We start from the raw sequence: 16426 nt of genomic DNA, 5'->3' as shown, positions 1-16426 counted from the left end.
GACGATGACCCCTCAGCAGTACGGCGTCGGCGCCCGCTTCACGGTCTCGGTGTCCGACTCGGACTACGTGGCGATCCTGCTCGGCGCCCTGGCGGAGGTCGACACGACCGGTCTGGAGACGGAGACGAACGACATCTCGACGTTCACGACCGGATCCGAGCAGCGGGTGCTCGAGTACATCCGCGACGTCATGGCCGCCGTGGCGAGAAGCGGCGTTCACGTCTCCTCGACCATCCTGCTCTCACGCGGCTGCCCCGGCGAGCTGCAGTGCGAGCTGCCGCCGGGCGTGCACGCTCTCGCGTCGGCTCCCGTTGCTCTGGCGCCCGCCGGCATCCGGGCGCGAGCGCACTGGTCGCTCTACCCGCTGCTCGACGGCGGCGACCAGGGTGAGCACATGACGGAGATCCACCGCGCGATCGAGCACGCGAGGACCGCGGGCGTGTACTCGGGATCCGACCACTACGCCACACGCCTCGACGGCGATCTCTCGGCCGTGCTCGAGACCGCCGCCAACGCGTGGATCACGGTCGGGCGCACGGTGCAGCACGTGACAACGCACCTCACCGTGTCGCTGAACAGCCCGACCGCGATCGCCGACTGACGCTCCCGATCTCGCCTACTCCGCGGGCTGGCCCTCGCTTGCGAGAGCCAGACGGTCGCCCGTGGCCTCGACGTCCACCTTCACGAGGTCGCCGTCATGCACGCCGCCCGACAGGATGGCCCGGGCCAGGCGGTCCTGGATCTCCTGCTGAATGAGACGACGCAGCGGACGCGCGCCGTACACCGGGTCATAGCCGCGCTCGGCGAGCCAGGCCCGCGCGTCGGGCGTGACCGCGAGGGTGAGGCGGCGGTCGCCGAGGCGCCGCTGGAGCGCGTCGACCTGGAGCTCGACGATCTGCGCGAGGTCGTCCTGGCTGAGGGCCTGGAACATCACGATGTCGTCGAGGCGGTTCACGAACTCCGGCTTGAACGCCTGGCGGACGAGCATCATGACCTGCTCCCGCTTCGCGTCGGGCGAGGTGGTCGGGTCGATGAGGATGGGCGAGCCGAGGTTCGAGGTGAGAATGAGGATGACGTTCTTGAAGTCGACCGTCCGGCCCTGGCCATCCGTCAGTCGCCCGTCGTCCATCACCTGCAGGAGCACGTCGAACACCTCGGGGTGGGCCTTCTCGACCTCGTCGAGCAGCACGACGCTGTAGGGGCGCCGGCGCACGGCCTCGGTGAGCTGGCCGCCCTGCTCGTACCCGATGTACCCGGGAGGGGCGCCGACGAGGCGCGAGACGGAGTGCTTCTCGCCGTACTCCGACATGTCGATGCGGACCATCGCGTGCTCGTCGTCGAAGAGGAACTCCGCGAGCGCCTTCGCCAGCTCGGTCTTGCCGACGCCGGTGGGGCCGAGGAACAGGAACGAGCCGGTCGGACGGTTGGGGTCGCTGATGCCCGCGCGCGAGCGGCGCACGGCGTCGGAGACGGCTCCCACGGCCTCGCGCTGGCCGATGAGGCGCTTGCCGAGCTCGGCCTCGAGGTGCAGGAGCTTCTCCGACTCGCCCTGCAGCAGGCGGCCGACGGGGATGCCGGTCCAGGCGGCGATGACCGACGCGATGTCGGCCTCGGTGACCTGATCCCCGACCATCCGCTCGTCGCTGTGCTCGGCCTGCTCGGCCGCGGTGAGCTCGCGCTCGAGGCCTGGGATCTCGCCGTAGAGCAGACGAGACGCGCGCTCGAGGTTGCCCTCGCGCTGGGCCCGCTCGGCCTCGCTGCGGGCGGCGTCGAGGCGGGTCTTCAGGTCGCCGACGCGGTTGAGCGACGCGCGCTCGGACTCCCACTTCGCCTGGAGTTCGGCGAGGTTGCCCTCCTCCTCGGCGAGTGTCTCGCGCAGCTTCGCGAGGCGCTCCTTGGAGGCGTCGTCCTTCTCCTTTTTGAGGGCGAGCTCCTCGAGCTTGAGGCGGTCGACATAGCGGCGCAGCTCGTCGATCTCGAGCGGGGCGGAATCGATCTCCATGCGCAGGCGCGATGCAGCCTCGTCGATCAGGTCGATGGCCTTGTCGGGAAGCTGACGGCTGGGGATGTAGCGGTGCGACAGCGCGGCGGCCGCGACGAGAGCACCATCCGAGATGGCGACCTTGTGGTGGGCCTCGTAGCGCTCCTTGAGCCCGCGGAGGATGGCCACGGTGTCCTCGACGCTCGGCTCACCCACGAAGACCTGCTGGAATCGGCGTTCGAGGGCGGCATCCTTCTCGATGAACTCGCGGTACTCGTTGAGGGTGGTCGCGCCGATCATGCGCAACTCGCCGCGCGCGAGCATGGGCTTCAGCATGTTCGCCGCCGCGACCGAACCCTCGCCGCCGCCCGCGCCCATGAGCACGTGCAGCTCGTCGATGAACGTGATGACGCGGCCCTCGGACTCGGTGATCTCCTGGAGCACGTTCTTCAAGCGCTCCTCGAACTGGCCGCGGTACATCGCGCCCGCGACGAGCGCGGAGATGTCGAGGGTGATGACGTCCTTGCCCTTCAGGCTCTCGGCGACGTCGCCCGCGACGATGCGCTGAGCGAGGCCCTCGACGACGGCGGTCTTGCCGACGCCCGGCTCGCCGATCAGCACGGGATTGTTCTTGGTGCGTCGCGTCAGCACCTGACTCACGCGACGGATCTCGCCATCCCGCCCGATCACGGGGTCGAGCTTGCCTTGGCGCGCACGCTCGGTGAGGTTGATGCCGAACTGCTCGAGGGCGCTCTTCTGCTCGTCCTGCTGGGGCGCCTGGTTCGCCTGCATGTGTCCTCCTGGTGAAAGGCCGTTGCTCAAACCTGAGTCTGTCTGACTCAACTTTAGCATTGGAGCGGGTTGCGGGGAAGGGGGCGGCCGAGGGTCAGCTGTCCTTCCCGTCGCTCTTCTCGTCGTCGCGCTTTCTCTTGTCATCGCGCTTGCTCTGCGCCGCCGCCGATGCGGCGTTGCTGGCGCTGTTGACGATGCCGAAGCGGACCTGTGGGAGGGGGTGGTCGACGTATCGTCGACCGGCGGGGCTGGTCCATTCGAGGACGCCGGGGCGGATCTGCCGGACGGTCCAGGGGGTGTGGTGCTTGTCCTGGTGGCATCCCGGGCAGAGGGCCTCGAGGTTGGACACATGGGTGTTCCCGCCTTGGGAGTACGGGATGGTGTGGTCCAGGTCGGCGTGGGCGGCGAGGTTCTCACACCCGGGCGTGCGGCACACCTCGTCCCGCGCCCGGAGGAACCGCTTCTGGGCAGGGGTGGGGGTGTACCTGTCCACGGTCTCCAGCGCCCCGGTGTCGGGGTGGAGGAACAGCCGATCCCACCCGGGTTCCTCCCGGGCGAGGCGTCTCGCGGTGTCGGGGTCGACGGGCCCGTTCCCGGTGAGGAACGCGGTGGTGTCGTCCACCCCGGCGAGGGTGGTGGCGGGGACGGTGACCTGGATGCTCCCGTGAATGGCGCCGAGGGCGAGGTCTTCCCCGTTCATCCGGGAATGCGCATCGACGGTTCCGGTGAGGAGCAGCTCCAACGCCATGTCCGATGCGACCTGCGCCCGGTTGCGCTCATCCGCCCACGCCTCCGCCCGCTGCCTGTAGACCGCGACCCTCTCGAGCTCAGCAGGCTCCGACACCGCCCTCGCCAACCGCTCATCAGCGCCGGGGACGGGACCGGCTCCCACGCCGAGATCACGTTCGTCCGAGGCGTCCCAGGTGTGCCCGCCCGCGGATTGGCGCCACAGGTCCTCCGCCATCCCCGCGATCACATCGGACTCGTCGGGGTCGTCGGGGTCGTCGTGATCGACGTCCGCGGGGTCGATGTCGTCGGGCGGCCAAGATCGCCCGTCGGCGAATTCTTCGAGCGGTCGGTCCTGGGCCGATCGCAACCACTCCTCCAACTCCGCAAGCCCGCCGATGACATCCGCGGCTTCCAAGAACGGCGGTCCATCGTCCGGCCACGCTTCCGACGGCGCCCCGTCGGACGGTCCGCCGACGAAGGGGGCGGGAGGGTGGGTGCCGTTCATGCCTCCCAAGGAATCCGCTCCGTCGCCCCGACGGGATCCCATGCCGTACCGGGTATCGGGTTGAGTGGCCGTTCCGCGGAGCCTTCCGCCGTTGCCGGCGCACGACGCTTCGAGGAGCTCGCCGAACAGCTTCTCGTCCTCCTCCGACACGTTCAACCACCACCGATCCACCCCCGGCCCAGCCCCGTTCCCCGCATCCGCCGGGCCCGAGGGCTCGGAGGTGTCCGAGGAACCCCAGGGCCCCGACGAAGCCGACGAGTTCGCACCCTGCGGGTCCCGCCCGGCCGAGCGCTGCGCCTCGGACGAGGGCGATCCCGCCTGCGCCCCACCGGATCCCGCCTGCTCGGACGCCCCTCGCTCCGGCTCCTCGCGCTCGAAGGACTCGCGTTCCTCGCGCTCCTGTTCCGACTGCTCATGCTCGGCTTCCGCGCGTTCAGCGGGCTGTTGCGCTGCCCGCTCGCCATCCGACCGCTCGGGCTCGCCCTGCTCGGGCTCACGCTCGGCCTGACCCTGCTCGCGTTCGGCCTGCTCGCGCTCGGCGCGTTCCCGCTCGGCCTGCTCGCGCTCGGCGCGTTCCCGCTCGGACTGCTCGCGCTCGGCGCGTTCGCGTTCGGCGCGTTCGCGTTGGGTTTGTTCCCCCTCGCGCTGCTCCCGGTCGGCGTGTTCCTGCTGGGCGGCCTGTTCGCGCTCCCGTTGACGTTCCTGCGCGCGCACGTACCGGGTGTACGCCCGCGCCATCCGCTGCAACCGGTCCCGGACGGCGTGGATCTTCACCGCATCCCCCACCACGTGCAGCTCCGCGAGCCCGTCGGGGAGGTCCTCCGACCACACCGTCCGCCGCTTCAACGCATCCTGGTGCCGCTCCCGGAACGACCGCGGATGCAGCTCCTCCGCCACCCGGGTCGCGAAATCCCGCAACACCCCCGGCGACACCTCCTCCGCCACCGGAAGAAGAGCCCCCTCGAACAACCCCCACACCTCCGCGGGCAGGTCCTCCCCGACCCGGCGGATCACATCCGCATGCCGCAACGTGATCCGCCCCTCCCGCAACGCCTCCACAGTGGCGGGGAACCGCTCGGCGAGGACATACGCGTCCGACATCCGCGCCTGGGTGCGGCCCTTCGACTCATGCACCGCCGCGGCGATCTCCCCCGCCATCGACCGCATCGGGAACACGAACCGCGAATCCGACTCCGCCCGCCCCACCTGCGCCCACGCGATCCGCGACGCCTCAGCCAGAGCATCCACCTCCATCGCATCCGCCACCGCCCGCAACCGCCGCGCCTCCTGCAGCTTGTCGAGGAGGTGCAGGGTCGCGGAGATCTCAGCGTCCGTGGGCTCCCACGGAACCCCCGACACCACACCCCGCTCAGTCCCCTTCGACATACCCCCACGCTAAAAGCCACCACCGACATTCCCGCAAGTTATCCACAGGCCAGAACGCGAGAAATCCAGAACGCTGCCGGTCATGCCCGGATCGCTCAGTGACCACGCTGCTACTTACGATGTCGGGCTTCAGTCCAGCGAATAAGCACCGCCGCGGCGATGCCAGAGGTCCCAGCAGCCACGAAGCCGATCGTCAGGAAGAGGCCTAACCCGGAGGTCCAGGGTGCCGAGAGCGCTGTCACGACGACCCAGACCGCCAGCGCTCCCGCCGCTGCGCCCCATCCGCCAGCCTTGACCCGCTCCGCTGTTGGTGTGCGGGGGAGAGAGCGGCCTGTCAGAGCGAGGGTGATGATTGCCTCGAGGACGGCCGGCAGAGCCGTAACCACTCCGAATCCTGCCCCGAGGGCAACCCAGTATCCGAACGTTCCCCAGCCACCGTGTGAGCGATACTCGGAGTTGCCGAAGAGATACATTGCTACCCCGAGCAACGCTCCGATAGCCGCGGCAACGGGGATAGACGTCAAGATCGTGCGCCCGTACCGCCACAGCATGGCGCTCAGGCTATCGGCTGAAATGTCCCGGTGAAGGATCGCCTATCGGGACGGTGGTAGGCCGCTTCGTCAGAGGTCTGCGGTGCCTGACTAGCCTGTGGTGGTGAGATCTAAGCGCCGCATGATCGCCCTGGCGGGCGCCGTCGGTCTGCTGTGCGCAGTGGCGGGGTGCGCTGGCGGCCGCGGAGTCAATGTTCCCCTCGGATCTGAAGAGCTTGATCAGTGCCCTCCTCGATCCATCGCCGTCGAAGATCTGCACCAGATCGGCGAGCCAGGCTGCAATCTCGTCGGATCATCCCTGATCTTCCCCGACGGCCAGACGCTGTCCATCTATGGCGTCGGTGAGACGTTCTCGTCGTCGTACTCGGGAGCTGGTGAACACGACAACGTCGTCGTGAACTGGGGAATTCTCGGCGTCGGCGCCTACACGCAGCTCGGGGACGAGCTATTAGATCTCTGGGCGACCGGTGACGAGGCTGAGCGTTTGCAGCGGGAACTTGCCGAGGTCAGCGACCTGCGCTCGGAATGAGAGCGTCCGGTGAAGGATCCTTTCACCGGGACACATTCGTCGAGGCTGGCCGCGCTCGCGTCCGCGTTCCGATGGCGAACCAGGCAGCAGGCCCGAGCACTGGTACGAGTATCGAAAGGACCGACCAACACAGCGCCTGCCCAGCCGTCAGTCGCCGCGCGCCCCGGGCGATGGACACCAGCGCGGCGACCATGAGCGCGATCGACAACACGAAGGAGACGGACCACAGGATGTCGCTCGGGGCTGGCAGCAGGGGATCGGTCATGCCAGGAGGCTAAACGCATGGGCTACCGGACGCCGTCGGCGAGGAGCTGTCTTGATAGCCGATCCTTCACCAGGACACATCACGCTAGGAGAGTACGGATCTCTATCGGTCGCGCTGATTTCGCTCGGAACGCCGTGCACGTTCCTGCTCCCGAATAGCGCGAGGCCCCATCACGAGGAGGGTCGCGCCGCTGATCGTCGCAGCGACCGAAGCTGCGAGCAAGGGTGGCCAGGGTAGAAAGCCCGTCGTCGCGGCGATGACGGTTAGGGCGAACAACGCGATAGCGGTCGGGCCGAGGATCGACCCCACCCAAAGTCGGTACTTGCGCATGTTCATCGGCCGATGCTACCTAGAGACCGTCCTGACAGAGGATTCCTCACCGACAGAGCGCTCGCACGCTCGTCGTCATGAGCCGCGACGAGACGCGACAAACTCCGGAAAATCAGAAGGACCAATTCCGTCGGGTGAAAAGAAGGCCCGCACAAACAGGCGTGCCTCGTCCTCGATCTCCGTTTGCGAAAGATCGTTCGGAGTTGCTTGGCCCGTTGACGTCAATCCGAGGATGAAGCCGTACGAGGATTCGCTCGGCCCGTTAAGCCAGGTGAAGTCGTAGGCGCGTTGGCCCGGTTGTACGCGCGTCTCGACCTCGAATCGTTCCCCTTCTACCTCGATCAGCACGCTCACCCTCACAAGCTACGCGGTGGGCATCTTGGTCGGGAAGATGAGCTTGTCAGGCCGGAGGCCGGTCTGCGCTGTCTCAATAGACGGTGGTTCATCGCGACAGGCCGAACGAGCTCATCGACCGTCTCAGCTCCGCTTCTCCCGCCTGACCAGCTCGATTCCCGTATACCTGTCCCGCAAAAATGCCCGGTGAGGGTGCCTCAAACGCTACAGCCGTACGCTCTCACACCCTCATATGAGCCGGGGTGCGCGAGGGGCGCTCCCCTCGCAGCTCAAGGCGTGACTCAGTCCTCCTCGCGCGCCACGAAGTCGCTGTGATCCTGCACTTCGCCCTCCCTCCCGTCCTGCGACAGGATGACGAGCCGCTGAACGCCGCTCGGCGCCGTGGAAGGGATGGTGCGGAGGATCGTGCCGCGGTGGAGGCACGATCCCTTGCCGTCGATCCACCTCGCGACCTCACCCGCGAGCCCCCGCCTCGCCTCAGCTCCGCAGCACCCGCTCGTAGATCGTGATCATGGCGGCCGTGCGCGACGACTGCAGGAACTCCTCCGAGACGCGAGCGGATGGCACGGGTGCGGTTCCCGACGAGATCTCACGGGCCGCCTGCTGCAGGACCGCGGCGAGCGCGGCCATCCGCTCGGGCTCGCCCGATGCCGCGGCAACGGGCCAGATGCCGCCGTCGAACTCGCCGGCGACATCGGGGTCGCTGATGATCGCCGGCGTGCCGAGGGTTGCGGCCTCGAACGGCGTCATGCCCTGGGTCTCGAATCCGATCGAGGTCTGCACTAGGGCGTCGGCGGCCGCGATGCGCGACAGCGTCTCCTCGTACGGGAGCCGACCAGCGAATCGCACGCGGTCGCCGAGCCCGCGCTGCGCGACAAGACGTCGCGCCTTCTCCCGCTCTCCCCCGCCGCCGACGATCTCGAGGTCGGCGTCGACGCCCGAGGCCGTGAAGGCCTCCAGCATCGGCAGGAGCCGCTTCTCGGGCGACATGCGTCCGAGCCAGATGAAGCGCGGCCGTCCCGGCACGCGCCCCGCGGGAGCAGCCGCGAGCACGCGCTCGCGCACCTCGTCATCGATCCCGTTCCACACGACATCCACCGTCGGGAAGACCCCGTGCTCTTCGAGGCGTCGCGCGAAGTGGTGGGATGGCGCGGTGACGGCGGACGCCTCCCGCGCGAATCCGCGGAGATAGTCCCACCCTGTGGACCCCGCCCCGGAGCCCGGGAGCGCACGGCTGCGCCAGAGGTTCAAAGCCCGCAGCACGAGGTGCGGGAACGGCACGGTCGCCTCGATGCCGACATCCACGCGGTTGTGCATCGTGTGGACGACGGGCACCCGCAGCCGCCGGGCGAGGCGATACCCGAGGACTGCGCCCCAGAAGTCCGCCTGCACGTGCACGAGATCGGGCACCGGCGCCCCGGAGGCGACACGACGGGCGAGCGCGCGGTCGATGAAAGCGTCGGACGATCGCCCCGGCCATCCGAACGAGTACTCGCGATCGAGGGTGACCGGAACGGAGGGGACGTCGAGGTACCCGGCATCGTCGGCGTGAGGGCGCTCGCGCGACCAGCGCCTCGGGGCGACGACCGTGACGACGTGCCCGGCCCGCTCGAGGTGCTGCCGCTGCAGCCGGGCGGAGACCTGGGCGCCCCCGAGGGTCTCCAGGTGCTGGTCTCCGAAGAAGACGACGTGCACGGCGCCTACGCCGGGATCGGCTCGCCGCGGTACAGCGCCTCGAAGGTGTCGAGGGTGCGCGTGATGTCGTGCGCCTCGACCATCTGCAGCGATGTCCGCTGCATGCGCACGCGGTCCTCGTCCGACGCCGTCAGCACCGTCGTGAGCCGCTCGGCGAGCCCGTCGACGTCGCCCGGCGTGAAGAGGTAGCCGTTCTCGCCGTCGTGCACGAGGTGCGGCAGCGCGACCGCGTCGGCCGCGACGATCGGAAGCCCCGACGCCATCGCCTCCATGGTCGCGATGGACTGCAGCTCCGCGATCGAGGCGATCGCGAACACCGAGGCGCGCGTGAGCGCCCCGCGCAGCACCTCGTCGGTCGTGTGCCCGTGGAAGGTGATGCGATCGCGGATGGCCAGCTCGTCCGCGAGCTTCTCCAGCGACGGTCGCTGGTCGCCATCCCCCACCAGGTCGAGGTGGACGTCGAGCGCAGGGTCGAGCTTCGCGACCGCTCGCAGGATGACGTCCACCTGCTTCTCGCTCGTGAGGCGCCCGACGAAGACGACCCGGTTCTCCGTGCGAGGCTCGAGATCGGGCGTGTACTGCGACATGTCGATGCCGCAGCTCACCGGCAGGACCCCCGCGACGTCGATCATCTTCTCGAGGAAGTCGGCGGCCTTCCGCGTGGGCGTCGTGACCGCCGCCGTCAGCTGGAAGGTGCGACGGGCATCCGCCCATGCCAGCTTCACGAAGATGCGGTTGAGCGCATCCGGCAGCTTGGTGAAGTCGAGGATGTTCTCCGGCATCACGTGATTGGTGGCGATCACGGGGATGCCGCGCTTGCGGGCGATCCGCGCGAGCCCACGGCCGATGACGATGTGCGACTGGATGTGCACGACGTCGGGGCGCACCTCGTCGAGCACGCGTCGTGCCCAGTGCTTCGCGCGCCACGGCCACACGAAGCGCAGCCACTCGTGCCACCAGAGCTTCACAGAGGGCAGCCGGTGCATGATGAGCGGTTCCCCCTCGACGATCTCGGTGCGCGCCGGGGTGCGCCGCCAGAGGCTGTTCGGGGCGCTCACGTGCACCTCGTGGCCTCGCTGGACGAGGCCCGCCGCCAGACGCTCCGCGAAGCGGGCAGCGCCGTTGATGTCGGGCGAGAACGTGTCGCAGCCCAGCAGGATGGTGAGCGCGCCGGGCGCCCGTTCGATGTCGGGCTCGGTAGGTGTCACGGATGCCTCGCAGTGCAGTTCGTGGCGGCGCCATGCAGCCGGGGACGTCGTCTCGAGCCTATGCCACCACCTTGGAGGAGCCCGAGAGGCGTGCCGCCAGCTCAGGGCTCGTCAGCTCAGCCCTGCTCGGCCCACCAGGCGCGCAGGCGCCGCGTCGCCTCCTCCGACCCCAGGGCGCCCTCGTCGAGCCGCAGGTCGAGGAGGAATCGATAGGCCTTGCCGACGAGGGGGCCGGGGGCGATCCCGAGGATCTGCTGGATCTCGTTGCCGTCGAGGTCCGGGCGGATGGCGTCGAGCTCCTCCTGCTCGCGGAGGGTCGCGATGCGCGCCTCGATGTCGTCGTACGCGCCGGCGAGACGCGCGGCCTTGCGGCGGTTGCGGGTGGTGACGTCGGCGCGCGTGAGGATGTGGAGCCGGTCGAGCTCCTCCCCCGCGTCGCGCACGTAGCGCCGCACCGCCGAATCGGTCCAGGCGCCCTCCGCGTAGCCGAAGAAGCGCAGGTGCAGCTCGATGAGCTTCGTCACCGAGCCCATCGTGTCGCCGTCGTAACGCAGCGCCTGGAGCCGCTTTCTGGCCATCCGCGCCCCCACGAGATCGTGGTGGTGGAACGAGACCGCGCCGCCCGGCTCCAGCTTGCGGGTGCGCGGCTTGCCGATGTCGTGCAGCAGCGCGGCCAGTCGCAGGGGCACGTCGGGCTCGGCGTCCGGATGGCGGAGCTTCTCGTGCTCGATGGCCTGCGTCAGGACGGTGAGGGAGTGCTCGTAGACGTCCTTGTGGTGGTGATGCTCGTCGACCTCGAGCCGCAGGGCGGGGATCTCCGGCAGGAACTGCTCGATGAGCTGCGTCTCGACGAGGGCGCGGAGGCCCCGCACCGGGTCGTCGGTCTGCAGCAGACGCGTGAGCTCGGCCTGGACGCGCTCGGGGCTGACGATCGAGAGGGTCTCGCGCAGGTCGCCGATCGCCTGAAGCGTGCCGGCCTCGATCTCGAACTCGAGCTGCGAGGAGAAGCGGGCCGCCCGCAGCATCCGCAGCGGATCGTCGCCGAAGCTCACGCGCGGGTCGACCGGCGTGCGCAAGACACCGGCGACGAGGTCCTCCACGCCGCCCGTGGGGTCGACGAGCGTGACCGCGGGAACGCGCAGGGCCATCGCGTTGACGGTGAAGTCGCGCCGGGTGAGGTCGTCCTCGAGGGTGTCGCCGAACTCCACGGTCGGCTTCCGCGTCTCCCCGTCGTAGCTGTCCGCGCGGTATGTCGTGATCTCGACCTGCTCGCCCCTGACGCGCGCGCCGATCGTGCCGAACGCCCGTCCGATGTCCCACTGCGCCGAGGAGATCGGCGTGACGATGCGCAGGATGTCGTCCGGGCGGGCGTCGGTGGTGAAGTCGAGGTCGTGCGTGCGGCGCCCGAGCAGCGCGTCGCGCACGGGGCCGCCGACCACGGCGAGGTCGAATCCGGCGTCGGCGAAGGCCCGCGCGAGCGAGGCGACGACGGGCGATGCCGCGAGGTCGCCCAGGCGTGCGAGACCGGCGGCCATGTTGAGCATGGCTTCCAGGGTATCCGGTGCGCTCAGGCGGGAGCGAGGAAGCCGTCCAGTACGAGCTCGCGCACCGAGGGAAGGAGCGCGGCGCGGAGCGCACCCTCGTCGACCTCCAGCAGCTGCGCGAGCGCGGCGACGATCTGCCCCAATGACAGCTCCCCATCGCTCGCGCCCACGAGCGCCGCCAGCGCGGGATCGGCCTGAACCGAGCGGCCGAAGCCGCCGCCCTGCCGCAGCTCGATCACGCTCGGGTCGGCCGCGCCCGGCAGATGGTGCCGCGACTCCGTCACGTCCGCCGCCGTCTTCAGGTGCAGGGCGAGCAGCGCGTCGTCATCGAGTGCGGCCACGCGGTCGTGCGCGGCCAGGACCGCGGCCAGGTGCGAGCCGAGCGCGCCCTCGGACGGGATCGAGTGCGTCACCTCCTCGTAGCGCGCGAGGGTCGGCGCGCTCTCGGCACGCCGCAGCAGGACGTAGCCGAAGCCGATGGCGCTCACCTGCCGCTCGGCGAAGTCCTCGAGCCACGTGTCGAGCAGGCGGTCGTGCTCGGGCGAGCCCGGAACGGTGCCGCCGTCTCTGATCCACATCTCGGCATACGCGATGGGGTCGAGCTCCTCGCGCTCGACCACCCATGCGTCGAGCGGAACACCGGCGGACTCCACCCAGCCGCGCAGTCGGTCGAGTCCGTCGACGCCGTCACGCGTCTCCCAGTTGCCCAGGAACTGCGCGACTCCGCCGGGAGCGAGGTGGGAGCCCACGCCCTCGACCACACTCTGCATGAGCGCATCGCCGACCAGTCCGCCGTCGCGGTACTCGTACTCGGGAACGCCCTGCACGCGCGGCGTGATGACGAACGGCGGGTTCGAGACGATGCGCTCGAAGGTCTCCCCGGCCACCGGCTCGAAGAGCGATCCGCGACGCGTCTCGATCGCGTCCGTTCCCGCGAGCGCCGCGTTCAGATCCGTGAAGCGGAGTGCGCGCGCGGAGATGTCGGTGGCGACGACGCGATCGGCGTAGCGGCAGGCGCGCAGAGCCTGCACGCCGCAGCCGGTGCCGAGGTCGAGCACGGAGGCAGCGGGGGTGGGCAGCTGCAGCCCCGCCAGGGTGAGCGATGCTCCGCCCGCGCCGAGCACGTGGTCCTCGGCGAGCGCGCCGCCGCCCAGGGCGATCTCGTCGAGGTCGCTGGCGAGCAGCCACTCGCCGGGCCCCCGGTCGTCGTGGAACGACTGCGGGCGGAGGACGGCACGCGGCGTGACGATGTCGCCGTCCAGGGCGGCGAGGCCGAGGTCCACCAGCCCGCGCGCTCCGACCCGCGGGAGCGCGCGGTCGACGTCGGCGGTCGGCTGCGCGACGCCGAAGATGAGCACCCGTGCGAGCACGGCGAGCGCATCATCGCGATCTCGGATGGCGCGCAGGGCCGGGGCGCGCAGGCTGCGGCCGATCGCGTCATCCGCGGCCACCCCCCACATCGCGCGCAGCGCCTCCGAGCGGAAGCGCGCAGACGCGAGGTCGGCGGCGAGATCGCGGGCGAGGTCGAGGTCGGGATGCGAGGTCACCCGCCCATTCAACCGCCTCGACCCCCAAGCGATCTCGAAGCGAGCTCTCAGCGCACTTTTAGCACTCTCGCCACCAGAGTGCTAAAACTGAAGTTGAGTCACCAAGACTCAAGAAGCAACCGGACACCGCCGAGCAGAGGGAGGACGATCACCATGGCGATGTTCTTCGATCCGTTCCGGGAGTTCGACCGCATGGCCGACCAGCTCATGGACCGTCAGGCGCCGCGGCTCATGCCGATGGACCTGTACCGGGAAGGCGACCACTACGTCCTGAGCGCCGACCTGCCGGGCATCGACCCTGGGAGCGTGGACATCGATGTCGACGGGCAGCTCCTGACCATCCGCGCGCAGCGCACCGGCCGGGGCGGCGAGGGCGTGAAGTGGATCACGCGCGAGCGCTCCACCGGCTCGTTCCTGCGACAGCTGAACCTCGGTCAGGGCATCGACACGGAGGGCATCACGGCGACGTATGAGAACGGCGTGATGAGCGTGCTCATCCCGATCAGCGAGAAGGCGAAGCCGCGCAAGATCGAGGTGCAGCAGTCGGGCGAGGGCGCGCAGACGCTCACGCAGATCACCTCCTGATCCGTCCAGACCGACGAGGGCCGATGCCGGTGGCATCGGCCCTCGTCCCGCTTCCGGGTCAGGCGTCGCGGCGAGCGCCCTCCGACGGCGTCACCGTGAACGTGTGCGGCGCGGTGAAGCCGCACGCGGCGAACGCCTCCTCGACCGCTCGCGAGACGACACCGAGGCTGTCCGCCTCGACGAGCGCGATCGCCGCGCCGCCGAAGCCGCCGCCGGTCATACGCGCACCGAGCGCGCCGGCGCCGAGAGCCGTGTCGACCGCGGTGTCGAGCTCGGCGACCGAGATCTCGAAGTCGTCGCGCATCGAGGCGTGCGACGCGACGAGGAGCTCGCCGATCGCGAGCGGCCCGGCGGCGCGCAGGGTCTCGACGGTGTCGAGCACGCGCTGGTTCTCCGTGATGATGTGGCGCACGCGCCGGAACGTCACCTCGTCGAGCATCTCCTCCGCGCGTGGCAGGTCCGCCACGGACAGATCCCGCAGCGACGAGACGCCCATCTCGGCTGCGCCCTTCTCGCAGGACGCGCGCCGCTCCCGGTAGCCGCCGGTCGAGTGCGCGTGCTTCACACGCGTGTCGATGACGAGGAGCGCGAGGCCGGTCGCGGTGAAGCCGAGGTCGACCGACGCGGTCTCGAGTGTCCGGCAGTCGAGGAACGTCGCGGCATCCACCCTGCCGAGAGTCGACGACACCTGGTCCATGATCCCGGTCGGCGCTCCGACCGCCTCGTTCTCGGCGGTGCGGCCGATCTTCGCGATCGACAGGCCATCGAGGCCGAGCTCCCACAGGTCGTTCAGCGCCGAGGCCGTGGCCCCTTCGATCGCAGCGGAGGACGACAGGCCGGCGCCCACCGGCACATCGGACGCGAGCGCGATATCGAGGCCGGCCACGTCGCTCGCCGCCCGACCCGTCGTCGCCAGGGCCGCCCACGCGACGCCCAGCGGATACGCCGCCCACTCGGGCACCGAGCCTTCTGTCACCGCGTGCCCTGCCGGTCCGTCGAAGGTCGCCGCCAGCGCGTCCAGCGACAGCTCGAAGGGCTCGCGATCCAGCGTGGAGATCACGCGCAGGGTGCGGTCCGCGCGGATGCCGACGGCGGCATACGTCCGATGCTCGATCGCGAAGGGCAGCACGAAGCCCTCGTTGTAGTCGGTGTGCTCGCCGATGAGGTTCGCCCGGCCCGGAGCCGACCAGATGCCATCCGGTCGGCCGCGGCCGAACTCGCCGAAGAGCTGCTCGGCCTGCTCTCGCGCCCCGCTCATGCGTTCACCGCCTCGCGCAGGCGCTGTGCGGCCTGCTCCGGCGGCACGTCGCCGATCCACGCACCCATGGCGGCCTCCGATCCGGCGAGGTACTTCAGCTTGTCCGCTGCACGTCGCGGCGACGTGAGCTGCAGGTGCAGGCGCACGGTGTCGCGCGCGACGTCGACGGGCGCCTGATGCCAGGCGGCGATGTACGGCGTCGGGGTGTCGTAGAGACGGTCGACGCCGCGGAGGAGCTTCAGGTAGACGTCGGCGAGCTCGTCGCGCTCGACCTCATCGAGCGCGACGAAGTCGGGAGCGTGCCGGCGAGGGGCGAGATGCACCTCGACGGGCCAGCGTGCGGCAAACGGCACATAGGCGATCCAGTGCTCGGCCTCGAGCACCACGCGCGAGCCCTCCTGCTCGAAGGCGATGATCCGCTCGAACAGGTCAGCGCCCTCGCGCTCGATCGCCGCGAGCAGCAGCTTCGTGCGCGGCGTGATGTAGGGATAGGCGTAGATCTGGCCGTGCGGATGGTGCAGGGTCACGCCGATCTGCTCGCCCCGGTTCTCGAAGGGGAAGACCTGCCGGATGCCCGGCAGGGCCGACAGCGCAGCGGTGCGGTCGGCCCACGCCTCGATGACGGTGCGGGCGCGCGTGACCGTCTGCGTGCCGAACGAGCCCTCGCGCTCGGGACTGAAGCAGACGACCTCGCAGCGGCCGACCGAGGTGCGGCTGCGTCCGAGGCCGGGGGCGTCGAGGTCCTCCAGGCCCTGCGGCGGATCGACGGCGACGGGAGCGTCTCCGGTGGCGACGTCGAGCGCGGGACCGAACGACGGCGACTTGTTCTCGAAGACCGCGACGTCGTAGAGGTCGGGCACCTCCGAGGGGTTCGCGGGGGTCTGGGGCGCGAGCGGGTCGAGTTCGGCGGGCGGCAGGAACGCGCGGTTCTGCCGTGCGGCGGCGACCGAGATCCAGTCGCCCGTGAGCACGTCGCGGCGCATGGTGGCGGTCTCGGGGCGGCCGCCGAGCTCGCGCTCGTCCAGGCGCCGCACCGCGGGCAGCGTCGTGCCGGGGTCGTCGTAGTAGATGAGCTCGCGCCCGTCCGCGAGGCGCGACGCGCGCTTCACGACTCCGGCGCCCAGCGCGGTGGCCGGTGCCTCCATGGCTTCTCCTTACCGCGCGAAG

The 16426-nt window shown here is 70.0% G+C and carries 14 protein-coding genes; 3 read left to right on the top strand and 11 right to left on the bottom strand.

Features of this window, described 5'->3' with window-relative positions:
• The first annotated feature begins 4 nt into the window (after positions 1 to 4).
• Positions 5 to 601, top strand: a complete 597-nt coding sequence (locus QWJ90_RS10155) for a YkoF family thiamine/hydroxymethylpyrimidine-binding protein (protein ID WP_290107872.1) — start codon at positions 5 to 7, stop codon at positions 599 to 601.
• Between the two features lie 15 nt (positions 602 to 616).
• On the opposite strand, the gene QWJ90_RS10150 is transcribed toward QWJ90_RS10155, so the two are convergent.
• Together QWJ90_RS10150 and QWJ90_RS10145 are read right to left on the bottom strand one after the other, a co-directional pair.
• Entirely contained in the window at positions 617 to 2773 is a 2157-nt protein-coding gene (locus tag QWJ90_RS10150) for an ATP-dependent Clp protease ATP-binding subunit (RefSeq protein WP_290107681.1), read from the bottom strand.
• A 94-nt stretch (positions 2774 to 2867) separates the two neighbouring features.
• Complete coding sequence (locus QWJ90_RS10145; protein ID WP_290107680.1) at positions 2868 to 5393, bottom strand: HNH endonuclease signature motif containing protein; 2526 nt, start codon at positions 5391 to 5393, stop codon at positions 2868 to 2870.
• A 654-nt stretch (positions 5394 to 6047) separates the two neighbouring features.
• On the opposite strand from QWJ90_RS10145, the gene QWJ90_RS10140 reads away from it, so the two are divergent.
• Positions 6048 to 6473 (top strand): hypothetical protein, encoded by a 426-nt coding sequence (locus tag QWJ90_RS10140; RefSeq protein WP_290107678.1) that lies wholly within the window; start codon positions 6048 to 6050, stop codon positions 6471 to 6473.
• Between the two features lie 22 nt (positions 6474 to 6495).
• Here the strand turns inward: QWJ90_RS10140 and QWJ90_RS10135 are convergent, their stop codons facing one another.
• From QWJ90_RS10135 to QWJ90_RS10105, 7 genes are all read right to left on the bottom strand, one after another.
• Positions 6496 to 6738 carry a PLDc N-terminal domain-containing protein gene (locus QWJ90_RS10135; protein ID WP_290107677.1) on the bottom strand — a complete coding sequence of 81 codons (243 nt, stop codon included), beginning with the start codon at positions 6736 to 6738 and terminating at the stop codon, positions 6496 to 6498.
• Positions 6739 to 6840: 102 nt separating this feature from the next.
• On the bottom strand, positions 6841 to 7074 hold the full coding sequence (locus QWJ90_RS10130; RefSeq protein ID WP_290107676.1) for a hypothetical protein: 234 nt from the start codon (positions 7072 to 7074) through the stop codon (positions 6841 to 6843).
• A gap of 69 nt (positions 7075 to 7143) precedes the next feature.
• Entirely contained in the window at positions 7144 to 7422 is a 279-nt protein-coding gene (locus tag QWJ90_RS10125; RefSeq protein ID WP_290107675.1) for a hypothetical protein, read from the bottom strand.
• 477 nt (positions 7423 to 7899) lie between these two features.
• Entirely contained in the window at positions 7900 to 9117 is a 1218-nt protein-coding gene (locus tag QWJ90_RS10120) for a glycosyltransferase (protein ID WP_290107674.1), read from the bottom strand.
• 5 nt (positions 9118 to 9122) lie between these two features.
• Complete coding sequence (locus tag QWJ90_RS10115; RefSeq protein WP_290107673.1) at positions 9123 to 10325, bottom strand: glycosyltransferase; 1203 nt, start codon at positions 10323 to 10325, stop codon at positions 9123 to 9125.
• A gap of 116 nt (positions 10326 to 10441) precedes the next feature.
• Positions 10442 to 11869 carry a CCA tRNA nucleotidyltransferase gene (locus QWJ90_RS10110; RefSeq protein WP_290107672.1) on the bottom strand — a complete coding sequence of 476 codons (1428 nt, stop codon included), beginning with the start codon at positions 11867 to 11869 and terminating at the stop codon, positions 10442 to 10444.
• Positions 11870 to 11892: 23 nt separating this feature from the next.
• Complete coding sequence (locus QWJ90_RS10105; RefSeq protein ID WP_290107671.1) at positions 11893 to 13416, bottom strand: DUF7059 domain-containing protein; 1524 nt, start codon at positions 13414 to 13416, stop codon at positions 11893 to 11895.
• A gap of 153 nt (positions 13417 to 13569) precedes the next feature.
• On the opposite strand from QWJ90_RS10105, the gene QWJ90_RS10100 reads away from it, so the two are divergent.
• Complete coding sequence (locus tag QWJ90_RS10100; protein WP_156242548.1) at positions 13570 to 14001, top strand: Hsp20/alpha crystallin family protein; 432 nt, start codon at positions 13570 to 13572, stop codon at positions 13999 to 14001.
• A 58-nt stretch (positions 14002 to 14059) separates the two neighbouring features.
• On the opposite strand, the gene galK is transcribed toward QWJ90_RS10100, so the two are convergent.
• Complete coding sequence (gene galK, locus QWJ90_RS10095; protein ID WP_290107670.1) at positions 14060 to 15259, bottom strand: galactokinase; 1200 nt, start codon at positions 15257 to 15259, stop codon at positions 14060 to 14062.
• Complete coding sequence (galT, locus tag QWJ90_RS10090; RefSeq protein WP_290107669.1) at positions 15256 to 16404, bottom strand: galactose-1-phosphate uridylyltransferase; 1149 nt, start codon at positions 16402 to 16404, stop codon at positions 15256 to 15258. Before galT ends, galK begins: the two co-directional genes overlap by 4 nt.
• Between the last annotated feature and the right edge of the window lie 22 nt (positions 16405 to 16426).

The organism is Microbacterium oryzae (assembly GCF_030406385.1).
Lineage (GTDB): Bacteria > Actinomycetota > Actinomycetes > Actinomycetales > Microbacteriaceae > Microbacterium > Microbacterium oryzae_A.
This window is presented reverse-complemented; position numbering and strand designations above follow the sequence as displayed.